General features: G+C 29.5%; 25 protein-coding genes and 2 riboswitches. Of the genes, 21 read left to right on the top strand and 4 right to left on the bottom strand.

Going from position 1 to position 21,395, the window contains the following annotated elements; all coding sequences use genetic code 11:
• The first annotated feature begins 144 nt into the window (after positions 1 to 144).
• Both JWYL7_RS06205 and JWYL7_RS06200 read left to right on the top strand, forming a co-directional pair.
• Positions 145 to 834 carry a TIGR03936 family radical SAM-associated protein gene (locus JWYL7_RS06205; RefSeq protein WP_066070496.1) on the top strand — a complete coding sequence of 230 codons (690 nt, stop codon included), beginning with the start codon at positions 145 to 147 and terminating at the stop codon, positions 832 to 834.
• Positions 835 to 845: 11 nt separating this feature from the next.
• On the top strand, positions 846 to 2,237 hold the full coding sequence (locus JWYL7_RS06200; RefSeq protein WP_066070493.1) for an Rne/Rng family ribonuclease: 1,392 nt from the start codon (positions 846 to 848) through the stop codon (positions 2,235 to 2,237).
• 15 nt (positions 2,238 to 2,252) lie between these two features.
• Here JWYL7_RS06200 and JWYL7_RS06195 read toward each other — a convergent pair whose 3' ends face one another.
• Complete coding sequence (locus JWYL7_RS06195) at positions 2,253 to 2,432, bottom strand: DUF1540 domain-containing protein (protein ID WP_066070490.1); 180 nt, start codon at positions 2,430 to 2,432, stop codon at positions 2,253 to 2,255.
• Positions 2,433 to 2,637: 205 nt separating this feature from the next.
• Here JWYL7_RS06195 and rplU point away from each other — a divergent pair, with 205 nt between their 5' ends.
• The 6 genes from rplU to yhbY all read left to right on the top strand — a co-directional run bounded on the left by rplU (position 2,638) and on the right by yhbY (position 5,840).
• On the top strand, positions 2,638 to 2,949 hold the full coding sequence (gene rplU / locus JWYL7_RS06190; RefSeq protein WP_066070488.1) for a 50S ribosomal protein L21: 312 nt from the start codon (positions 2,638 to 2,640) through the stop codon (positions 2,947 to 2,949).
• A 4-nt stretch (positions 2,950 to 2,953) separates the two neighbouring features.
• Positions 2,954 to 3,286 carry a ribosomal-processing cysteine protease Prp gene (locus JWYL7_RS06185; protein ID WP_066070485.1) on the top strand — a complete coding sequence of 111 codons (333 nt, stop codon included), beginning with the start codon at positions 2,954 to 2,956 and terminating at the stop codon, positions 3,284 to 3,286.
• Positions 3,287 to 3,291: 5 nt separating this feature from the next.
• Positions 3,292 to 3,582, top strand: coding sequence for a 50S ribosomal protein L27 (gene rpmA / locus JWYL7_RS06180; protein ID WP_066072419.1), 291 nt, complete (start codon positions 3,292 to 3,294; stop codon positions 3,580 to 3,582).
• A gap of 109 nt (positions 3,583 to 3,691) precedes the next feature.
• On the top strand, positions 3,692 to 4,243 hold the full coding sequence (locus tag JWYL7_RS06175) for a Spo0B domain-containing protein (protein WP_066070482.1): 552 nt from the start codon (positions 3,692 to 3,694) through the stop codon (positions 4,241 to 4,243).
• An 11-nt stretch (positions 4,244 to 4,254) separates the two neighbouring features.
• Positions 4,255 to 5,532: a GTPase ObgE gene (gene obgE / locus JWYL7_RS06170; RefSeq protein WP_066070478.1), complete on the top strand. Its 1,278-nt coding sequence runs from the start codon at positions 4,255 to 4,257 to the stop codon at positions 5,530 to 5,532.
• A gap of 14 nt (positions 5,533 to 5,546) precedes the next feature.
• Positions 5,547 to 5,840 carry a ribosome assembly RNA-binding protein YhbY gene (yhbY, locus tag JWYL7_RS06165; RefSeq protein ID WP_066070475.1) on the top strand — a complete coding sequence of 98 codons (294 nt, stop codon included), beginning with the start codon at positions 5,547 to 5,549 and terminating at the stop codon, positions 5,838 to 5,840.
• 16 nt (positions 5,841 to 5,856) lie between these two features.
• Here the strand turns inward: yhbY and JWYL7_RS06160 are convergent, their stop codons facing one another.
• Both JWYL7_RS06160 and recX read right to left on the bottom strand, forming a co-directional pair.
• Positions 5,857 to 6,789 carry a M14 family metallopeptidase gene (locus JWYL7_RS06160; RefSeq protein ID WP_066070472.1) on the bottom strand — a complete coding sequence of 311 codons (933 nt, stop codon included), beginning with the start codon at positions 6,787 to 6,789 and terminating at the stop codon, positions 5,857 to 5,859.
• A 61-nt stretch (positions 6,790 to 6,850) separates the two neighbouring features.
• Positions 6,851 to 7,489, bottom strand: coding sequence for a recombination regulator RecX (gene recX / locus JWYL7_RS06155; protein WP_066070469.1), 639 nt, complete (start codon positions 7,487 to 7,489; stop codon positions 6,851 to 6,853).
• 176 nt (positions 7,490 to 7,665) lie between these two features.
• On the opposite strand from recX, the gene nadD reads away from it, so the two are divergent.
• The 12 genes from nadD to sdaAA all read left to right on the top strand — a co-directional run bounded on the left by nadD (position 7,666) and on the right by sdaAA (position 19,454).
• Positions 7,666 to 8,352 (top strand): nicotinate-nucleotide adenylyltransferase, encoded by a 687-nt coding sequence (nadD, locus tag JWYL7_RS06150; RefSeq protein WP_083528313.1) that lies wholly within the window; start codon positions 7,666 to 7,668, stop codon positions 8,350 to 8,352.
• A gap of 4 nt (positions 8,353 to 8,356) precedes the next feature.
• Entirely contained in the window at positions 8,357 to 8,929 is a 573-nt protein-coding gene (gene yqeK, locus JWYL7_RS06145) for a bis(5'-nucleosyl)-tetraphosphatase (symmetrical) YqeK (RefSeq protein ID WP_066070466.1), read from the top strand.
• Positions 8,930 to 8,940: 11 nt separating this feature from the next.
• The gene (locus JWYL7_RS06140; protein ID WP_331721897.1) at positions 8,941 to 9,846 is read left to right on the top strand and encodes an LCP family protein; all 906 of its coding nucleotides are present in this window, start codon (positions 8,941 to 8,943) and stop codon (positions 9,844 to 9,846) included.
• A 13-nt stretch (positions 9,847 to 9,859) separates the two neighbouring features.
• On the top strand, positions 9,860 to 10,213 hold the full coding sequence (gene rsfS, locus JWYL7_RS06135) for a ribosome silencing factor (protein ID WP_083528311.1): 354 nt from the start codon (positions 9,860 to 9,862) through the stop codon (positions 10,211 to 10,213).
• A gap of 169 nt (positions 10,214 to 10,382) precedes the next feature.
• Positions 10,383 to 12,797, top strand: coding sequence for a leucine--tRNA ligase (gene leuS, locus JWYL7_RS06130; RefSeq protein ID WP_066070463.1), 2,415 nt, complete (start codon positions 10,383 to 10,385; stop codon positions 12,795 to 12,797).
• Positions 12,798 to 12,840: 43 nt separating this feature from the next.
• Entirely contained in the window at positions 12,841 to 13,524 is a 684-nt protein-coding gene (locus JWYL7_RS06125) for a DUF554 domain-containing protein (protein ID WP_066070461.1), read from the top strand.
• A gap of 49 nt (positions 13,525 to 13,573) precedes the next feature.
• Positions 13,574 to 13,683, top strand: a riboswitch (TPP riboswitch).
• A gap of 93 nt (positions 13,684 to 13,776) precedes the next feature.
• Positions 13,777 to 14,301, top strand: a complete 525-nt coding sequence (thiT, locus tag JWYL7_RS06120) for an energy-coupled thiamine transporter ThiT (RefSeq protein ID WP_066070458.1) — start codon at positions 13,777 to 13,779, stop codon at positions 14,299 to 14,301.
• A gap of 67 nt (positions 14,302 to 14,368) precedes the next feature.
• Positions 14,369 to 14,538, top strand: a riboswitch (Lysine riboswitch).
• 159 nt (positions 14,539 to 14,697) lie between these two features.
• Positions 14,698 to 15,990, top strand: a complete 1,293-nt coding sequence (lysA, locus tag JWYL7_RS06115) for a diaminopimelate decarboxylase (RefSeq protein WP_066070455.1) — start codon at positions 14,698 to 14,700, stop codon at positions 15,988 to 15,990.
• A 187-nt stretch (positions 15,991 to 16,177) separates the two neighbouring features.
• On the top strand, positions 16,178 to 17,401 hold the full coding sequence (gene ilvA / locus JWYL7_RS06110) for a threonine ammonia-lyase (RefSeq protein WP_066070452.1): 1,224 nt from the start codon (positions 16,178 to 16,180) through the stop codon (positions 17,399 to 17,401).
• Positions 17,402 to 17,432: 31 nt separating this feature from the next.
• On the top strand, positions 17,433 to 17,816 hold the full coding sequence (locus JWYL7_RS06105) for a RidA family protein (protein WP_066070449.1): 384 nt from the start codon (positions 17,433 to 17,435) through the stop codon (positions 17,814 to 17,816).
• A gap of 67 nt (positions 17,817 to 17,883) precedes the next feature.
• Positions 17,884 to 18,558 carry an L-serine ammonia-lyase, iron-sulfur-dependent subunit beta gene (gene sdaAB, locus JWYL7_RS06100; protein WP_066070446.1) on the top strand — a complete coding sequence of 225 codons (675 nt, stop codon included), beginning with the start codon at positions 17,884 to 17,886 and terminating at the stop codon, positions 18,556 to 18,558.
• A gap of 23 nt (positions 18,559 to 18,581) precedes the next feature.
• The gene (gene sdaAA, locus JWYL7_RS06095; protein WP_066070443.1) at positions 18,582 to 19,454 is read left to right on the top strand and encodes an L-serine ammonia-lyase, iron-sulfur-dependent, subunit alpha; all 873 of its coding nucleotides are present in this window, start codon (positions 18,582 to 18,584) and stop codon (positions 19,452 to 19,454) included.
• A gap of 22 nt (positions 19,455 to 19,476) precedes the next feature.
• On the opposite strand, the gene JWYL7_RS06090 is transcribed toward sdaAA, so the two are convergent.
• Positions 19,477 to 20,715, bottom strand: a complete 1,239-nt coding sequence (locus tag JWYL7_RS06090) for a D-alanyl-D-alanine carboxypeptidase family protein (protein WP_066070439.1) — start codon at positions 20,713 to 20,715, stop codon at positions 19,477 to 19,479.
• Between the two features lie 50 nt (positions 20,716 to 20,765).
• Between JWYL7_RS06090 and JWYL7_RS06085 the strand changes: the two genes are divergently transcribed.
• Complete coding sequence (locus JWYL7_RS06085; protein ID WP_066070437.1) at positions 20,766 to 21,356, top strand: helix-hairpin-helix domain-containing protein; 591 nt, start codon at positions 20,766 to 20,768, stop codon at positions 21,354 to 21,356.
• The last annotated feature ends 39 nt before the right edge of the window (positions 21,357 to 21,395 follow it).

The raw sequence follows: 21,395 nt of genomic DNA, 5'->3' as shown, positions 1-21,395 counted from the left end.
GGAATTTAAGCCTTCGGAGTGTTAAATAAACAGGAGTAGATTTTTCGAAACTGGACACGATGAATAAGGAAGGAAACATAAACTTTTATAAGGTTTGATAAAAACTTTATAAAGTTTTATAAGTTTTCTGTAACGGATGTGTTAATGCCTTTAATAAGATGCAAATTTATAAAACAGAAAGATATGATATATATATCACATTTAGATGTATTAAGATTATTAGATAGAGCATTTAGAATAGCAGGGATAAAGATAAATTTTAGCCAAGGGTTTAATCCGCATCCTAAAATATCATTTGGACAAGCACTCTCACTAGGGGTAGCTAGCTTAGGAGAATATGTTGATATAGACATAGCTGAAAAAATAAAAGAAGATGTATTTATACAAAAAATAAACAGTGTTTTGCCAGATGGCCTTAAATTTGTACAAGCTAAATATATAGATGAAAATGCTCCTTCATTAATGAAGACTATAACTTGTGCAAGTTATATAATAGAACTTAAATTAAATAAAAAGTATACATTAGATGATATAAAATCTAGTGTAGATGAATTTATGAATAAAGATGAAATAATATTTACTAAAGAAAATAAAAAAGGAAAACTTGTAGATTTGAATATAAGGCCTATGATATATAAATTAAATGTAATTTCGTATGAAGATGATATAGTTAAACTAGATACATTAGTATCTTCTAGTTCGGAAAACAATTTAAAGGTAAATATACTAGTAGATAAATTACTTGAAACATCTGAAATAGAAGCAGATAATATATTTATAACAAGAAAAGACTTTTATACTTTTAAAAATGGAAAATTGGTTACACCTATTTAGGATGTGGTAGTTTGAGATCATTAATTATAAATTGTGGATCTATACAGCAAAAAATAGTTTATTTAAATAATAATCAAATAGAAGGAATATTTGTTGAAAATATTGATAATAAAAGCATAGCAGGCAATATATATAGAGGAAAAGTCGAAAAAATCTTAAAGGGAATGGAAGCAGCCTTCATAGATATAGGTACACAAAAAAGTGGATACTTACCACTAGCGAAAAATTCACAAATAAAACAAGGACAAGATATTTTAGTTCAAATTAAAAAAGAAGGGACTTTAACAAAGGGGCCTAAACTTACTACTGAAATAAGTATACCATCAAGAAATTTAGTTTTAGTTTGTAACGATAATAAGATAGGAATTTCAAACAAAATAAAATGTGAAGAAGAAAAAACTAGGTTAAAAGATATAATCTCTAAGATAAAACCAGATGATAAAGGAGTTATAATAAGAACTCAGGCAGTTGGAACAGAAAAAACAGACCTAGAAAATGAATTTAAAGATTTAATTAAGATTTGGGAAGATATAAAAATAAATTACAACTTAGGTATGGGCCCTAAACTTTTATTTGAAGATGTTGATATTATATCAAAAACGATAAGAGATACATTAAATGATCAATTAGATGAAATAGTAATAAATGATAATGAAAAATATCTACAAATAAAACAATTAATTAAAACAATAAATCCGTCATATGTATCAAAGGTAAAATATTTTGATGAGCCTATAGATATATTTGAGTATTACAATATAAATAATAAAATTAAGAATCTTTTAGATAAAAAAGTTTATTTAAAAGGTGGAGGATATATAGTAATAGACAAAACTGAAGCACTAACAGTCATAGATGTAAATACTGGAAAATTTACAGGAGATTTAGAACTAGATAAAACAGTATTTAAGGTTAATTGCGAAGCTGCACATGAGATAGTAAAACAAATAAGGCTAAGAGATATAAGTGGGATAATAATAGTAGATTTTATAGATATGCAAAGTGAAAAGTACAAACACAGCTTAATAGATATTTTATCTAAATCTTTATTAGAAATAGGAGCAAGTGTACAAGGACTTACAAATCTAGGGCTTGTTGAGATAGTAAGAAGAAAGACTAAAAATTCTTTGCAAGACTATTTCAAGATGAGTTGTCCAATCTGTAAGGGCAGTGGAAAAGTAGATTCGATTTATAGCGTTTTAGATTATATAGAAAAAGAAATAAAAAGAATAAAAAACCATACATCACTTAATAGTGTTACCTTTGAAATTCCATACTATTTATATGAAAATTTAACTGTGCACAGCTTAGATAGGATAGAAAAGCTCAAGAAAGAAAATAATATAAATATCACTTTAAAAGAGTGCAAAGATTCTGAGATAAAAGCAGTGTTAAGGGGATAAAACTATCCCCTTTTACTATCTTTTAACAAATGTAGCACAGTCTGTTTCTTCTGCAGTTGATGCGTTATGAGCTTTTATTTGAATTGATGGAGCTGTACAGTACTGAGAATTTTGATTGTACGCACAAGTTGAAACAGAACAAGAAACTCTACTTATAGTATTATTTGTCATAGTATTATTTTGAAAGTTTTGCATTTTAACATCCTCCTTTTAATATCTTTTAAGTGCATGTTTATTTTGTGAAGTTATATAATTTTTATACTAATATTAAAAATAAAATCAATTGACACATATACTATTTTTTGATATTATTTATATCTGTAGGTAGCCGCACAGATCAGGTTGAAAATCCTAATAAGGTACCTAGATTTGGCGAGACTGGATTGAGGAGGTGCGAAGAATGTACGCAATAATTGAGACAGGTGGAAAACAGTACAGAGTTCAAGAAGGAGATACTTTATTTGTTGAAAAGTTACAAGCTAATGAAGGAGATGTTGTAACTTTAGATAAAGTATTAGCTGTTTCAAAAGATGGAAATCTTGTTGTTGGAAACCCTGTAGTTGATGGAGCAAAAGTTGATGCTAAAGTTTTAGAGCAAGGCAAAGGAAAGAAAATAATAGTTTTCAAGTACAAGCCTAAAAAAGACTACAGAAGAAAACAAGGACACCGTCAACCATATACTAAGATAGTTATAGAAAAAATAAACGCATAAGTATATGATTAAGGCAGTTATAAGGAGAGATTCAAAAGGACAGATATTTGAGTTTGAGATAAAAGGTCATGCAAATTATGCTCAACACGGAGAAGACATAGTTTGTGCTGCAGTTTCGGCTTTATCTCAAACAGTTATAATCGGACTTTGCGATTATTTAAATATAAAATGTGATTTTAAAATTGATAGCGGATATCTACACTGTAAACTTCCTTTTGAATTAGATAAGCAAAAAAGGCTTCAAGCCGATGCAGTGCTTGAGACTATGGTTCTCGGCATAAAAAATATAAAAGAAGGGTACCCTTCTTTTGTAAAGTTATATGAGAAGGAGGTGTAGTTATGATATTAAGAATAGACCTTCAATTATTTGCAAGTAAAAAAGGAGTAGGTTCTTCTAAAAACGGACGTGACTCTATAGCAAAAAGATTAGGAGTTAAAAGATTTGATGGACAACTAGTTACTGCTGGAAGTATAATAGTAAGACAAAGAGGAACTAAAATACATCCAGGAAATAACGTAGGAAGAGGCGGAGACGATACGTTATTTGCTTTAGTAGACGGAGTTGTTAAATTCGAAAGAAAAGATAAGAAAAGAAAGCAAGTTAGCATATATCCAGTTGCTGTTAATGAATAATAAAATGGAGTGTCTTAAGACACTCCTTTTCTAATGCATGCTAAATAAAAAGGAAAACCCCTTTGTCATGTAGAATATATAATAGGTTGGTCGTTAGGGGGTATATAAATTGAATAAAGACTATGAAATTAAACTACATTATTGGGAATTGATAGAAAAAATATTAAGAGAACAAAGACATGATTTTTTAAATGAAATTCAAATTATATATGGATACATAAGACTAAACAAAATGGATAAAGCTATTGAATATATAAATAAATGTAGCAAAAACGCTAAAATAATCAGCAAATTATCAAATCTAAACTGTCTTGAGCTTTATCTTATGCTATGTGATAAGTTTAAGGAAGCTAGTAATCTTGGAATTAGTATAGATTTTGACGTTTATAGCTGTTGTAGTAAGGAAGATATAGTAGATAAAAATTTAGATGTTATTGTATCTTCTTTTGAAAAAATTATAAATATAATAATACAGTGTATGTATACTAATTTATATTTTGAGGAACAAATATTTTATATACAGGAAGATAAAGATAGATTTATATTTAAGACAGAAATATATGATGATAGTGTTATGTCTAAATTAAGAAGCAGTCTTGAAAATTTTAACGGAGTGTTTTTTAAGGATAGATGTATTATTTATGAAGCTCATTTAAGCTAGAGGGTGATATTATGTTTATAGATAAGGCAAGGATATTCGTAAAAGGCGGAAAAGGTGGAAATGGAGCAGTAGCATTTAGAAGAGAAAAGTATGTACCAGCAGGAGGACCTGATGGAGGAGATGGTGGAAGAGGAGGAAGTGTTATATTTGAAGTTGATGAAGGTCTTAGAACTTTGATGGACTTTAAATATAAAACTAAATACGTAGCTTCATCAGGAGAAGATGGAAAAAGTAAAAGTAAGCATGGAAAGTCAGGAGAAGACTTAGTTCTTAAAGTGCCACCTGGAACTATTATAAGAGATGAAGAAACTAATCTTGTTATAGCAGATCTTAAAAATCACAAAGATAAAGCTGTAGTTGCAAGAGGTGGCAAAGGAGGACGAGGTAATAATCACTTTACAACATCTGTAAGACAAGCTCCTACATTTGCAGAAGCAGGAAGAGAAGGAGAAGAAAGATGGATAATATTAGAGCTTAAACTAATAGCTGATGTAGGGTTATTAGGATTTCCTAATGTAGGTAAGTCAACTTTCTTATCTATTGTAACAAGTGCAAAGCCTAAAATTGCAAATTATCATTTTACAACTTTAACTCCAAATCTTGGGGTAGTTCAGACTAAATATGGGGATAGTTTTGTTCTTGCAGATATACCTGGACTAATAGAGGGAGCAAGCGAAGGAGTAGGTCTTGGCCATGATTTTTTAAGGCACGTTGAAAGAACTAAAGTTTTAATTCATATAGTAGATATATCTGGAATGGAAGGGAGAGATCCGATAGATGACTTTGAGAAAATAAATGATGAATTAAAAAAATATAATCAAAAATTGGCTTCAAGACCTCAGGTAGTAGTAGCTAATAAAATTGATTTATTAGATTCTAAGGACGATTATGAAATATTTAAACAAGAAATCGAATCTAGAGGATATAAAGTTTTTGCAATGTCTGCAGCTACTAGAGAAGGTGTAGATGATGTAATTAATTATGTTGCTAACTTATTAAAAGAAGTAGAAGATATACAAATTATATCTGAAGAAGAAATGATGAAAGAAGACTTAAAAGAAAATGTTGTTGAAGAAATAACAGTTAGATTAGAAGATGGAGTTTATATAGTAGAAGGCAAAGAATTACAAAGACTTCTTTATTCTATAAACTTTGAAGATATGGAATCTTTACAGTATTTCCAAAAGATCATGGAAAAGAAAGGAATATTCGATAAATTGAGACAATTAGGAGTACAGGATGGAGATTTAGTTAAGATATATGATCTAGAATTTGAATATTATGAGTAATTGGAGGCGTAAAAATGTTGACTGGAAAGCAAAGAGCATATTTAAAATCTTTAGCTAACGGAATAAAACCTATAACTCAAATAGGAAAAGAAGGAGTAACTGATGCCTTCTTAAAGCAATTAGATGATGCTTTAAGAGCTAGAGAACTAGTAAAGGTACATGTATTAGAAAATAGTGGTCTTGATGTAAAAGAAACTGCAAATGAAGTTGCAAGACTTGTAAGAGGTGAATTTGTTCAAGCTATAGGCTCAAAGTTTACTATATACAAAAAAAACAGAGAAAAACAAATAATACAGTTTCCTAAATAAGTCAAAAACTACCCAATTAAAGAGGGTAGTTTTTTGTTGTAACTAAAGAAGCCAAAATTAATAACTCTTCATTATCGCTATATATTTTGTCAAATTGAGATATAGGAAGAGGATTTTTCCCTTTACCTACTTCTATTGTATATCCGGGTTTTCTATATTTTTCTATAAACCAATCTTTGAATCCACCAACAGATGAAATCCCTTGAGCTTGATCTAAATAATAATTACTACATTTTGATAGTATATTAGCGATTTTTTTAGATCTTTCATCAGCTAGATTCATATAATTCCAATATATAACTTCACCTTGACTATGATAAGCAAGAACAAGTTCAAAGTTATGTTTTCTACAAAAATTAGCTAAAGCTTTAGTTTCAGGTTCAGATTCAGGATACTCACCAGAATACCTAGTAGGTCCTGGACCATGTATGTTATACTTAGATTCATATTTTTTAGAAAGATGCCAAGAAGCATCATAATTGTGATTTAGATCAACTCCTCGTATATTAGAACTCCAGTTTTTAGAAAAATCATTATTACCTTTGTTCCATTTAATTAAATCTTCATAATATGGATTATCTTTTTTAAGTCCATTAATAACTAAATCTATTCCATCAGGATTTACCATAGGAACTATATATATACTACTTTGATTGTATATATCCTTTATATTATATTTTTTTATAGTTTTATTATTTGAGTATGCATAACAAAAGCTTTCTATAAATTTCATTAAAACAGGGGTAGTTATCCATTCAAGAGCATGATGAGCTGCATTATAAAAGACTTTGTTTGGGCCTTTTCCGATTTTAATACAGTATAAATTTCTTCCAAGTACACTTTTTCCTAAAATAAATACTTTTAAAAAATCATATTTGTTTTTTAAATTATATATATCTTTTTCAAGAATTTCATAAGTGTAATTAGTTTTTGTATTAACTATATTCAAAAAAATCACCTCACTTAGCTTTATAATATTATTGTATAGTGAAAGGTGATTTGTGATAATCTTATTCATATAAATCATATTTTAAAAGTTTTTTGATAACTCTTTTAGTTATCTCAAAATCAAAACCTTTATATGAAAGATGATAGGCTAATTTTTTATACACTTTATTTTTATCAGTATCTTTAATTTTTTCGAGTTTTTTCTTAGCAAGATACATAGCATTTTCAAATTCAACATCTTCATCTACCATTTCGCAAAGTGTTTTAGAGATAGTTTTTTCATCTATACCTTTATTTACAAGGTTATATTTAATTTTGTTTTTTCCATATTTATTTAAATTTATATTATCTGAGACTATTCTTTTAGCTAAATCTTCATCATTTAAAAAATTATATTCTTTCAAGAAATTTATAACTTTATCTATAATTTCAGCTTCAAAATCTTTTTTTAAAAGTTTTTGTCTTATGTTTTTTTCGCTTTGAGAAGATGATGACAAAATTTTCAAAGCAGTATCCTTTGCTTTAAGATACATTTCGTTGCTTATTAAATTTAATAGATTTGAACTATCTATTTCTTTACCAACCTTAAGGTTTAAAGAATAAATTATTTCTGCGTATACTCCCATAAAAAATTTATCATCTATGTAAATGTTTACTCTTTCTTTATTTTTTTGAAATTCTAGTTTTGTTATTTTATTCATAATATATCTCCTTTTCCTTGGTATATGTTTCAAGTATAAAACAAACAATACTATTATATTTGTCAAGATTATAGTATATTATAAAAGCGCAGTAAAGATTGTTTATTTACTTTTATTTAATAAAAAAATGTTGTATAATGTCATAAGTTAGTAGATTGCAAAAGAGGTGTTTTTTTGTGTCGGATATAGATAGTAGCTTAAAAAACGCTCTAAAAGTTAACAAGGAAAAAGGGTTAAATACCTTAAAAGACAAAAACTTGTTGAAAAAAATAGGTATTATGGGTGGTACATTTAATCCAATTCACTATGGACACTTATCTACAGCAGAACATATAAGAGAAAAGTTTGAACTTGATAAAATAATTTTTATACCTTCATCAGATCCACCACATAAAAATTATAGCTTAGTTATAGATAAAATACATCGATACAATATGTGTGTTTTAGGAACATATACTAATTCAAATTTTTACGTATCTGATATAGAGATTCAAAGAGGTGGAAAATCTTATACTGTAGATACTTTAACTGAGATTAAACAAATTTATACTCACTCTAAAGTTTATTTTATAACAGGAGCAGATGCTCTTTGTGAAATAGAAACTTGGAAAGATGTTTCAGGATTGTTTCAAAAAGCGATATTTATAGGAGCTACAAGACCAGGTTTTATTTTTGAAAAAGTAAAAGATCAAGTATCTTATTTTATACAAAAATACAATGCACAAATATTTTTTGAGAAAGTTCCTTTGTTAGATATATCTTCTACTGAGCTTAGAGAAAAAATAAAAAATTTTCAAACAATAAAATATTTATTACCTGAAGATGTGGAAAAATATATAGATAAATATAAGTTGTATAGGTGAGAAGATGAATATAAAGCAAATGCAAGATATTTTAAAAAATATGATAACACAAGAAAGAATGATTCATTCTATAGGAGTTTCTGATACTGCTAAAAAACTTGCTAAAATATATGGAGAAGATATATATAAAGCTCAAATAGCTGGATTACTTCACGATTGTGCAAAGTGTTTAGATAAAGAACAAATGATGTATTATGTGAAAAAATATAATATTTATCTTGATCAAATACAAATAAAGGAACCTGAACTAGCACATGGTATTATAGGGGCTTATGTATGTAAAGATGTATTTAAAATAGACGATGAAGATATACTATCTTCTATAATTTATCACACTACAGGCAAGGAAGATATGACCAAACTTGAAAAGATAATTTATATAGCTGACTTTATAGAGCCAAATAGAGATTATCCAGGAGTAGATAAACTAAGAGATGTAGCATTTAATGAAGGATTAGATAAATCGCTTTTAATGGCTTTTGACAACACAATAAAATATGTAATTTCAATAAAAAAAGTTATCCATCCTATAACTGTAAAAGCTAGAAATTATATATTAGATAAGTTAGTAGATTAGGGGTGAAGATATTGAAACATTTCTTTAAAATATTTATGCTTTCGTTTGTAACGTTTACTATGATATTTGGTACAGGATTATACATGATAATAAAAAATGAAGATTCTTCTTTAGGATATTCTGAAGAATCTTTAGAAATGGAATCTAGAAAAAAAGATGAAATAGTAAATGTACTTTTATTAGGCGTAGATAGTATGGATGGAAAAAATGAAAAAGGAATAAGAACAGATACCATAATGGTATTAAGTTTAAATCCTAAAGAAAATAAGGCATCTATACTTTCGATACCTAGAGATACTAGAGTGAGAATAAGAGGAAGAAGAGGATATGATAAAATAAATCATGCTCATGCTTACGGTGGAGTTGATCTAGCTGTTAAAACAGTAAAAGATTTATTAGGAATACCTATTCATCATTATGTAAAAGTTGATTATCAAGCTTTATTTAAAACAGTTGATGATGTAGGAGGAGTAGAAGTATATGTTCCAATGGATATGAAGTATACAGATACAAGTGCTGATCCACCTCTTTATATAGACCTAAAAAAAGGTACCCAAGTTTTAGATGGAAATAAAGCTATGCAATTTTTAAGATACAGAAAAGGATACCCAGATCAAGATTTAGGAAGAATAAGAGCACAGCAACAATTTATGGATGCTCTTATAAAAAAGGTACTAAGTCCTTCTTCTATAGTTAGAATTCCTAATTATATAGAAACTCTTCACAAATATGTAGATACAGATTTAAGAAAAAGAGATATGATATCTTTAGCTCTTGCTGCTAGTAAAATAAATCCAAATGAAATAGAAAAAGCGACACTACCTGGTCAGCCAATGATGATAAGTGGGGTAGCTTATTATAAATATGATGAAGAAAAAACAAAAGAATTAGTAAAAAATTTTTACTACAACTATTAAAGGAGGTAGCTTAATGGTGGATAATGTAGAACAATTAGTGAAAAAAGTATACGAAGCTATAGATGACAAAAAAGGAGAAGATATAGCTGTGTTAGAACTTAAAAATATAACATCTATAGCTGATTATTTCATAATAGCAAGTGCAACTTCTGAAAGACAGGTTAAAGCGATAGCTGATAATGTTGAGGAAAAACTTCAAGAAGAAGGAGTATTTGTAAAAAGAAAAGATGGACAAAATAGTTGTAGATGGATCTTGTTAGATTATGGTGATTTTATGGTTCATATATTTCACTCAGAAGAAAGAGCATTTTATGATCTTGAAAGACTTTGGAAAGACGCTCCTTACAAAGATATTCAATCTTTATAAAATGTATTGATATAAAATTTTTATTTTAATATAATAATATTTACAAGATAGTTGGAGTATTTTCAAGAGAAAGACTCTTTGATGATTGATGTAAGTCATTAGAGTTGATAACTCCTTATCCCTGATAATGGGATCGGGAGTTTTTTGATTAATTATTAGGAGGTGTCTTATGTCAAATTATAATTTTGCTCAAATAGAGAAAAAATGGCAAAAGGTGTGGGAAGAGAAAAAAGCATTTAGAGTAGTAGAAAATGATAAGCCTAAATACTATGTTCTTGAGATGTTTCCATATCCATCAGGGAAAATACATATGGGCCACGTTAGAAACTATTCTATAGGAGATGTTGTGGCTAGATTTATGAAAATGAGGGGATATAATGTTCTTCACCCTATGGGTTGGGACGCATTTGGGCTTCCAGCAGAAAATGCAGCAATAAAAAATCAAGCAAAACCTGATAAGTGGACAATCGAAAATATAAAAGATATGAAAGAGCAGTTTAAATTATTGGGATTTTCTTATGATTGGGACAGAGAAGTTGCAACTTGTCTTCCGGATTATTATAAGTGGACGCAATATCTTTTTATTAAATTTTTTGAAAAAGGCCTTGCTTACAAAAAAAGATCATTTGTTAACTGGTGTCCTTCTTGTGAAACAGTTTTAGCAAACGAACAAGTAGTAAGTGGCTTATGTGAAAGATGTGATTCTTTAGTTACAAAGAGAGACTTAGAGCAGTGGTATTTAAAGATAACAGATTATGCCCAAGAGCTTTTAGATGATATTGATAAGCTTGAGGGATGGCCAGAAAAAGTAAAACTAATGCAAAAAAATTGGATTGGTAAAAGTATAGGAGCAGAAGTAGAGTTTGAGATAGAGGATTTTGATAAAAAATTAAAAATATTTACAACAAGACCTGATACTATATGTGGAGTAACTTATATGGTTCTTGCTCCTGAACATGAATATGTAAAACAGATGGTTAAGGGAACGGAATACGAAGAAAAGGTTAATGAATTTGTAAGTAAAGTTCAACATATGAGTGAAATAGAAAGATCCTCAACAGAACTTGAAAAAGAGGGATTATTTATAGGTAAATATGCTATAAACCCAATAACAGGTAAAAGAGTACCTATATATATAGCAAATTATGTAATGGTAGACTATGGAACAGGAGCTATAATGGCTGTTCCAGCTCATGATGATAGAGATTATGATTTTGCTAAAAAATATAATCTAGATATAATTGAAGTTATAAATGAAGATGGAATAATGATAAATTCAGGAGAGTTTGATAACCTAACTAGCCAAGAAGCATTTGATAAAATTGTACAAAAACTACAAGAGATGGGAATAGGTAAGAAAACAGTAAATTACAGACTTAGAGACTGGCTTATATCAAGACAAAGATATTGGGGATGTCCTATACCTATAATATATTGTGATGATTGTGGAGCTGTTCCTGTAAATGAACAAGATCTTCCAGTTGTTTTACCTAAGGATGTAATGTTTACAGGAAAGGGACAATCACCTCTTGCCACTTCTAAGGAATTTGCACAAGCACCTTGTCCTAAGTGTGGCAAAAAGGGAAGAAGAGATTTAGACACTATGGATACTTTTATAGATTCGTCTTGGTATTTCTTAAGATATATAGATCCAAAAAATGATAAAGAGCCTTTTTCTAAAGAATTAGTTAATAAATGGATGCAGGTAGATCAATACATAGGTGGAGTAGAACACGCTATATTACATCTTTTATACTCAAGATTCTTTACAAAAGTATTAAGAGACTTAGGAATGTTAGATTTTGATGAGCCATTTAGCAACTTACTAACACAAGGTATGGTTTTAAAAGATGGAGCGAAAATGTCAAAATCTAAAGGAAACATTGTAAGTCCTCTAGAGATAATAGAAAAATATGGTGCAGATACAGCAAGACTATTTGTACTGTTTGCAGCTCCACCAGAAAGAGATTTAGAATGGTCAGATCAAGGTGTAGAAGGATGTTTTAGATTTATAAATAGGGTATATAGACTAGTAGATGAGCTTAAAAATGTAGTTTGTGTAGATTCTAAAACAGAGGAATTAAGCAAAGAAGATAAAAAAATTAGATATTCAATCCATAGCACATTAAAGAAGGTAACTGAAGATATATCAGGAAGATTTAACTTTAATACAGCAATATCTTCTTTAATGGAACTAGTTAATGATATGTACAAATATAAAGAATTAGAAGATAGAAATCCTTCAATACTAAAAGAAGGATTAGAAATTATTATAACTATATTAGCTCCATTTGTACCACATGTTGCTGAAGAACTATGGCAAATTATAGGAAAACAAGGAAGTATTCATGATATCGAGTGGCCATCTTATGATGAGACAGCTCTAGTAAAAGATGAAATAGAAGTTGTAGTTCAAATAAATGGAAAAGTAAAAGGAAAACTAAACTTGCCTGCTGATATATCAAAAGAAGATATGGAAAAATTAGCTTTACAAGACGATAAAATAAGTGAGATGATAAAAGAAAAACAAATAGTAAAAGTAATAGGTGTACCTAAAAAATTAGTTAATATAGTTGTAAAATAAGGGAGCATAAATGCTCCTTTATTTCTATAATAGGGGTGAAAAAATGTTAGGAACAATTGTAAATGCAGTAGCTATAGTAATAGGAAGTATCATAGGACAGCTTATAAAAAAACTGAGTCCTGATAAGTTTAATGATACTTTAATGAAAGGGTTAGCTTTAAGTGTAATATTTATAGGAATATCAGGGGCGATGAAATCATCGAACATAATACTTTTGATATTTTCAATAGCTATAGGGGCTATAATAGGAGAGATACTAGATATAGATGCATTATTAAATAAATTTGGAAATCATATAGAAAAAAGATTTAATGTAGGAAGAATATCCCAAGGGTTTATAACAGCAACTCTTATTTACTGTGTAGGGGCTATGGCTATTGTAGGATCTATAGAAAGCGGACTTACAGGAAATCATGCTACTTTATATGCAAAATCAACTATAGATGGACTAACTGCGATAATATTTTCGTCTTCATTAGGAATAGGTGTTATGTTTTCAGCTATATCAGTAATTATATATCAAGGAATTATAACCATAGGAGCATCTTTTTTGAAAAATATATTAATAGACTCTACTATAACACAAATGAGTGCTGTTGGAAGTTTGCTTATAATGGGTATAGGGTTTAATATGTTAGGAGATTTCAAGATAAAATTGGCAAACTTGCTTCCAGCAATATTTATACCTTTAGTATATCAATTAATAATAACTCTTTTTAATATATAATATATATTGATCAAAGTACAAACTTTTGGTAAAATAATTAATGAAAACAAAATATCAAAAGGGGAGCTGGATTAATCTGGCTGAGAGGGAGTTGTGTTACTCCGACCCTAGAACCTGATCTGGGTAATGCCAGCGTAGGAAGTATAGAAATTGTAATGACTATATTTAGTGCTGCATTTATCGAGTGCAGCACTTTTATTTTGTGAAAATTTCTATATCTTCCTAAATTTAAAACTAAAGGGAGGTATTAAAATGAAGAATTTATCAACTAAAATGTTAGTTGAAGCAGGTGTTATGATAGCGCTTGCACAAATCCTAAGCTACATAAAAATATTTGAGGCACCTTATGGGGGATCGGTTACAGCTGCTAGTATGGTTCCTATAATTGTTTATTCAATTAGGTGGGGTATAAAGCCAGGACTTTTAGTTGGGGTTGTGTATGGAATACTACAATTTATATTAGGTCCTAAGTATTCCTATCATATATTATCGATACTGTTTGATTATATAGTTGCTTTCGGAGTATTAGGGCTTTCAGGCTTATTAAGAAAAAGTACTAAAGGAATGTTTTTAGGTGTATTTTTAGGAATATTCTTAAGGTTTATATCTCATGTTATTTCTGGAGCTATAGTATGGGGAATATATGCACCAGAAGGAACAAATCCTTGGATTTACTCTATAATTTATAATGGATCATATTTGTTACCAGAACTTATAATATCTTATATAGTTTTTGGATTTATATATAGACCGATCAAAAATTTAGCAACCTCATAAAAATATATTGCAATGATATATTAGAATGTAGTATAATAGACTTTATAAAAATTTAATAGGAAATTAAACCTTGTGTAGAGGTGCTGCAATTAAGAGTAACTTTATTTAGCAGGCATGCGATGATGTAAAGTGAAAGGAATTGTGGCCGAAGGAAATAAGCTGCGAACTTATTTCCTGGCTGTATGTAGAATATGCATATGGCTGTCATTGAGTATTCAATGGAGAGCTACAAAGGTTTTGTTTAAGGTGTATATGTGTAAAATATATAGTATTTGAGCATATACTTACAATTCTTATCTAGATAAGAATGTAACTTAGGCAAACCCTTTGTTACATTCTTTTTTTATTACAAAAAATAGAAAAGTTTTAGCCAAATAATTTACAGAGGTGATCAAAATGAGATTGTTTGGAGATTATAATATTAAAAATAATCAACTTTATTTAGGAAAATATAAAATATCTGATTTAGGAGATATTTATGAAACACCGCTATACATATACGATGAGAATCTAATAAGGGAAAATATAAGAAAATGTAAAGATCACTTTGGAGAAAATGGAAAAAACATAGTAGCATATGCAGGGAAGGCATTTTTAGTTCCATATATGTGCAAAATCTTAAAAGAAGAAAAAGTAAGTTTAGATGTCGTATCAGGTGGAGAGTTGTATATTGCATATACATCAGGATTTCCTATGGAAAATGTATTGTTTCATGGGAACAATAAAAGTGAACAAGAAATATCTATGGGAATAGATTTAGGTGTTGGTAGATTTGTAGTTGACAATTTTAGAGAGCTACAACTTATTGAAAAAATAGCTATGCAAAAAAACAAGAAAGTTAAGGTGCTTTTGAGGGTAACACCTGGTATTGAAGTTAACACTCATAAGTATATTAAGACAGGATCCGTAGATACAAAGTTTGGATTTTCTATGATTGAAAATGAATATATTAAAGCAGTTGAAAAGTCAATAAAATCACAAAATATAGATCTTGTAGGAATACATTGCCATATTGGTTCTCAAATATTTGATCCTAAAGCATATGAATATTTAAGTTATACTATGATGGATATAGCAAAGACTATATTAGAACAGTTTGGGTATCAAATAAAAGAATTAGATTTAGGCGGAGGATTTGGAGTTTATTATAATGAAAATGATAAGTCAAAAGAAATACAAGAATACACTAGCGTTATATTACAATCAATAAAGAAAAGAGCTAATGAACTTAATATGACTGTACCAACTTTGATTATAGAGCCAGGGAGATTTATAGTTGCAAACTCAGGTATAACAGTATATAAAGTAGGAGCTATAAAGAAAATACCTAATGTAAGAAAGTACGTAGCTGTTGATGGAGGAATGCCAGATAATATAAGGCCAGCACTTTATGATGCTAAATATGAATTTGTTGTAGCTAACAAAGTATATGGACACAAAGTAGAAAATGTAACAATAGCTGGTAAGTGCTGTGAGAGTGGAGATATTTTAATAAAAGATGTATACTTGCCTATACTTGAAGAAGGAGATACTATTGCGGTACTTTCTACAGGAGCGTATGGATATTCTATGGCAAGCAATTATAATATGGCTTTAAAGCCTGCAGTAATATTTGTTAATAATGACGATATTAAATTAGTTTGCAAAAGACAGACGTTTAATGATTTACTTACAAGTTATGTAATTTAAACTGCAATTGTGTAGAAGGTATAGTCTAAGTATTAAGCTGGTGAGTGTACTCGCCAGCTTTTTTATGCATATAAAATTATGTACTTTAATAAATTTTAATTTTTCGAAAAAACATTTTCCTGTTGAATTATATCCATAAAGTGTATAAAATAAAACTAGGATATTATTTTACAAGGAGTGTAAAAAAGTGACAAATATAACGTTAAAAGATATCGAAAAGGCAAGAGAAGTATTAAATGGTGTTGTACATAAAACAGATTTAGTTGAATGTGGTTATCTAAGTAAAATGAGTAAAGCAAGAGTGTTTTTAAAGCTTGAAAACCTTCAAAAGACAGGATCTTTCAAAATAAGAGGAGCTTATAATAAAATAGCAAACTTAAGTGAAGAAGAAAAGGCAAGAGGAGTTATAGCATCAAGTGCAGGAAATCATGCACAAGGGGTTGCTTTAGGTGCAAAAATGAATAAAATAAAGGCTACTATAGTTATGCCATCAACAGCACCTTTAGCAAAAGTTACTGCTACTAAATCATATGGTGCCGAAGTTGTATTGAATGGAACAGTGTATGATGATGCTTATGCAAAAGCTTGTGAAATACAAAGTCAAACAGGAGCAACTTTCCTACATCCTTTTGATGATCCATATGTAATAGCAGGTCAAGGAACTATAGCTCTTGAGATATTTGAAGATTTAGATAAAGTAGATGTTATATTAGTACCAGTAGGAGGAGGCGGAATAATAGCTGGAATAGCTGTTGCTGCAAAATCAATCAACCCAAATGTTAAAATTATTGGTGTAGAAGCTTCAAATGCAGCATCAATGAAAGCATCCTTAGACAATAATGAAGTTGTAACGCTTTGTTCAGCTACTACTATTGCAGATGGAATAGCTGTTAAAACTCCTGGAAATTTAACATTTGAAATAGCAAAAAAATATGTTGATGAAATAGTTACAGTAAGTGAAGATGAAATAGCTCAAGCTGTTTTATTTTTAATGGAAAGGGGTAAAATAGTAGCAGAAGGATCAGGAGCAGTATCTACTGCTGCTATACTTAGTGGAAAAGTAAAAGAAGAAGGAAAAAATATAGTTGCTATAGTCTCTGGTGGGAATATAGATGTAAATATGGTATGGAGAATAATAGATAATGCATTAATAAAAGAAGGAAGAAGATTTTCGTTTAGAACAATGATAGAAGATAAACCAGGTGGTTTATCAAATCTTACAAAGTTAATTTATGATATGAATGCAAATATATTAACAGTTAATACTATAAAACATTCTAGCAGTTTTAAATTAGGAGTTCAGGGTGTTGAAATAGTTCTAGAAACATTTAATAAAGATCATATAAAGGAGATAAAAGAAAAACTTGAAAGTAATGGATATATAGTTGATGCATGTTTAAGTTTAATATAATTTATAGATACATAAAGGAGGATTTAAAAAAATGGAAAAACAAATAATACATACTGAGAATGCACCAAAAGCAATAGGACCATACTCTCAGGCAATAAAGGCTGGAAATATGCTGTTTATATCAGGACAAGTTCCGTTTGATCCTGTAACTATGGAAATAGTTTCACAAGATGTTCAAGAGCAAACAAAGAGAGTTTTAGAAAACTTAAAAGCTATTTTAGAGGCTGCAAATGCTTCTTTTGATAACGTTGTAAAAACTACAGTATTTATAAAAGATATGGACGATTTTGCAAAGATAAATGAAGTTTATGCTGAGTATTTCAAAGACAACAAGCCTGCTAGGGCATGTGTTGAGGTAGCTAGACTTCCTAGAGATGTTAAGGTTGAAATAGAAGCAATTGCTATAGTAGAATAAAACCTAAAAATGACCAAGACTTCTTGGTCATTTTTTAGATAATCTAAATATTGAAAGAGGCGATTATATGAAAAATTATAGCATATTTGACATTGTAGGGCCTAATATGATAGGGCCATCAAGTTCACATACAGCAGGAGCTGCAAGGCTTGGAAGAGTAGGGTACAAGATAGCTTCGGAAGAAATAGTAAAAGTTGTTTTTTATCTTCATGGATCTTTTGCTCAGACATATAAAGGTCATGGAACAGATAAGGCTTTAATAGGTGGAATATTAGGCTTTGCTCCAGATGATGAAAGAATAAGAGATTCTTTTGATATAGCAAAAGAAAAAGGTTTAGAATTTGAATTTATTCCAACTGATCTAGGGGATGAACATCCAAATACAGTTAAGATGATAATAACTACAATAAGTGGAAAAACTATAGAAATAGTAGGTGCTTCTATAGGTGGAGGAAATATAAAAATTACACAAATGAATGGTTTAAAACTAGAATTTACAGGGGCTTACCCTACACTTATAGTAAAACAAAGAGATCTACCAGGGGCTGCAGCACATATAACAAGATGTTTGTCAAACAGAAATGTAAATATAGCGTTTATGAGTATATATAGACAAGAAAAAGGAAACGAAGCATTCACAATAATAGAAGCTGATGATGATATTAATGAACATATTGTTGAAGATATATTAAAGAATAAAGATTTAATAAAAGATGCTTTTATAATAAAAGGTCTTGAGTAGACCTAAAAAGAAGGGTGACTAGTATGAATTTTACAAGCGGAAAAGATTTATTAAAGCTTTGCCAGCAATACAACAAAAAGATTTATGAAATATGTATAGAAAGAGAAATTGAGCTTACGAAAAAGACAAAACAAGAAATAATACAAAGAATGTCGTATAGCTTAGATATAATGAAAAACTCTATAAATAAAAGCTTAACGGAAGATATAAAGTCAGTAGGAGGGCTTATAGGTGGTGAGGCAAAGCTTGTAAGAAATAGACTTAAGACAAACAAATCAGTGTGTGGACCTCTTATGACAAAGGCAATTAGTGCTGCAATGGGAGTTCTTGAGGTTAATGCATCAATGGGACTTGTAGTTGCAGCTCCAACTGCAGGATCGTGTGGAATTCTTCCAGCAGGAATAATAACTGTAGGAGAAGAATTTAAAATTAGTGATGAAGAAATGTTAAATGCAATATTCACTGCTGCAGCAATTGGAATAATAATAACAAAAAATGCAACAGTTGCAGGAGCTGAAGGTGGATGTCAGGCAGAAACAGGTTCTGCTGCAGCTATGACAGCAGCAGGAATAGTTGAGATGATGGGTGGAACGTGTGAGCAGGCCCTTCATGCTGCGTCTATGGCTTTAAGTAATGTTATGGGACTTGTATGTGATCCAATAGCAGGTCTTGTTGAAGCACCTTGCCAAACTAGAAATTCAATAGGAGTTGCTAATGCGTTAATATCTGCTGAAATGGCACTTGCTGGAGTTAAAAGTGTAATACCTTTTGATGAAGTTGTTGAAGCGATGTATAAAGTAGGAAAGAGTTTACCGTATGAGTTAAGAGAAACAGCTTTAGGCGGGGTTGCAGCAACGTGTACAGGTTGTGAGATAACTAAAAAGATATTTGGGTAGAGCATATCACTTGATATGCTCTTTATTTTATCCTTTTTATACATATAAAGACTATAAGTGAAAATAATATTAGTTTAGTTATTATACTCAAATGGGTAGATGTATTTAAATTGTAATATTTGACTAAAATAGGAGTAGCATCACTTAAAGCTATTAAATTAGTTTCATAAATAAGGCTATTATCTTTATAAATTTGTATTTTACCTATTATATCGTTATATTTTATAGGAGCAGATAAGTTTGGATCTAACACTATATTTGTATGAATTTTAGATAAATTTTCATCTTTTCTAAGTAAAACTTTACAATCATCAGAAGGACCATATTTTATCGTATTTTCCTTAGATAGTGGAATAAGTTTATTTCCTATTATTTGTTCTTTAGAGAAAATATTTTCTAATTTATAGTTTTCAAGGCCATAGTCTATTAGTTTTCTACTATCTATATAAATATTCTTACCTTCTGCTTTTAAAACTACAGAAATAACTCTAGTATTGTTTATTTGTCCACTACTTATTAGACATTGCCTAGCTACATTTGTATAACCTGTTTTTATACCATCAATTACATCATATTTTATATTTACAGTTTTACCTTTATAATCAATAGTGTGTCTTCCACCTTCGCCCCATAAAAATCTATTAGAGTTTCTAAAAACTCTCTCATTAGGGGTTTGAGGAGTAGGAGGAATTCTAAGATAAGGTGTTTTTACGATTTCTCTGAATACTTCGTATTTCATAGCCTCTTTAGCAAATAGTGCTAAATCATATGCACTAGAGTAATGTTTTGGATCAGGAAGACCATTTGGATTTGTAAAGTGACTATTTTTACATCCAAGTTCTAAAGCTCTTTTATTCATAAGATGTGCAAATTCTTCTACAGATCCAGACACATGATTTGCTAAAGCAACAGCTGCATCATTAGCAGATTTTATTAAAAGACATTCTAAAAGCTGTCTTACTGTGAAAGATTCACCTTTTTTGAGATACATACTACTTCCATCTATATAGCCTAAATCGTAATCGATTTTGACTATATCATCTAATTTAGCATTCTCTAAAACTAATAAAGCTGTTACTACTTTTGTAGTAGATGCAGGGTACATCCTTTTATGTGCATTTTTTTCAAATAGTATTGTGCCTGTTTCATACTCTATAAGTATTCCAGCTTCTGCAGATATATACAACGGTGTCTGACCATAAGCAAAATTTATATCGAATAAAAACAGTAAAGATAAAACAATTGATAAAAGTTTATACATAGCTACCTCCATAAGATCAAGATTATTTTAACGATAAAGGAGATGATAACTTGAAGCTAAATATAAGAAATACTATGATATTTTCATTTCTTTTATTACTTGTTTTTACTGGTATAATATTAAATAGTAAAAAAACAGTTTATATAGTCAGTCCTGAGGAAAATATTAAGCAACAAGAAAACTATGTTCAGGCAGATGAAAAGTATATAGAAGATAAACAAATAATGGTTTATATTAGTGGAGAAATAAAAATGCCTGGTGTTGTTACTGTAAAACAAGGGGATAGGCTTATAAATGCTGTTGAAAAATTAGGAGGGTTAACGGAAAATGCAGATTATAATAGAGTAAATTTAGCTATGAAATTAGATGATGGAATGCACATAATAATACCCAAAATTGGAGAAGAAGTGAGCGTTCAAACTAATAATTTCACAAATAATAATTCAAACAAAATAAATATAAATACTGCTAGTGAAGCACAACTTAAAACTCTTCCAGGAGTAGGAGATTCTATAGCTAAAAAAATAGTATCTTATAGAGAAGAAAATAGTGGATTTAAATCTATAGAAGAGATAAAAAATGTATCAGGAATAGGAGATAAAAAATTTGAAGAAATAAAAGAGCTTATTAGTATAAACTAGGCATATTAAGATGTTGTAAATAGGCTTTTTAATATGGTA

The organism is Alkalithermobacter thermoalcaliphilus JW-YL-7 = DSM 7308, assembly GCA_001584565.1.
GTDB classification, from domain to species: domain Bacteria; phylum Bacillota; class Clostridia; order Peptostreptococcales; family Peptostreptococcaceae; genus Alkalithermobacter; species Alkalithermobacter thermoalcaliphilus.
Note: the sequence above shows the minus strand (reverse complement) of the source record. Positions and strands in the feature narration are given on the sequence as shown.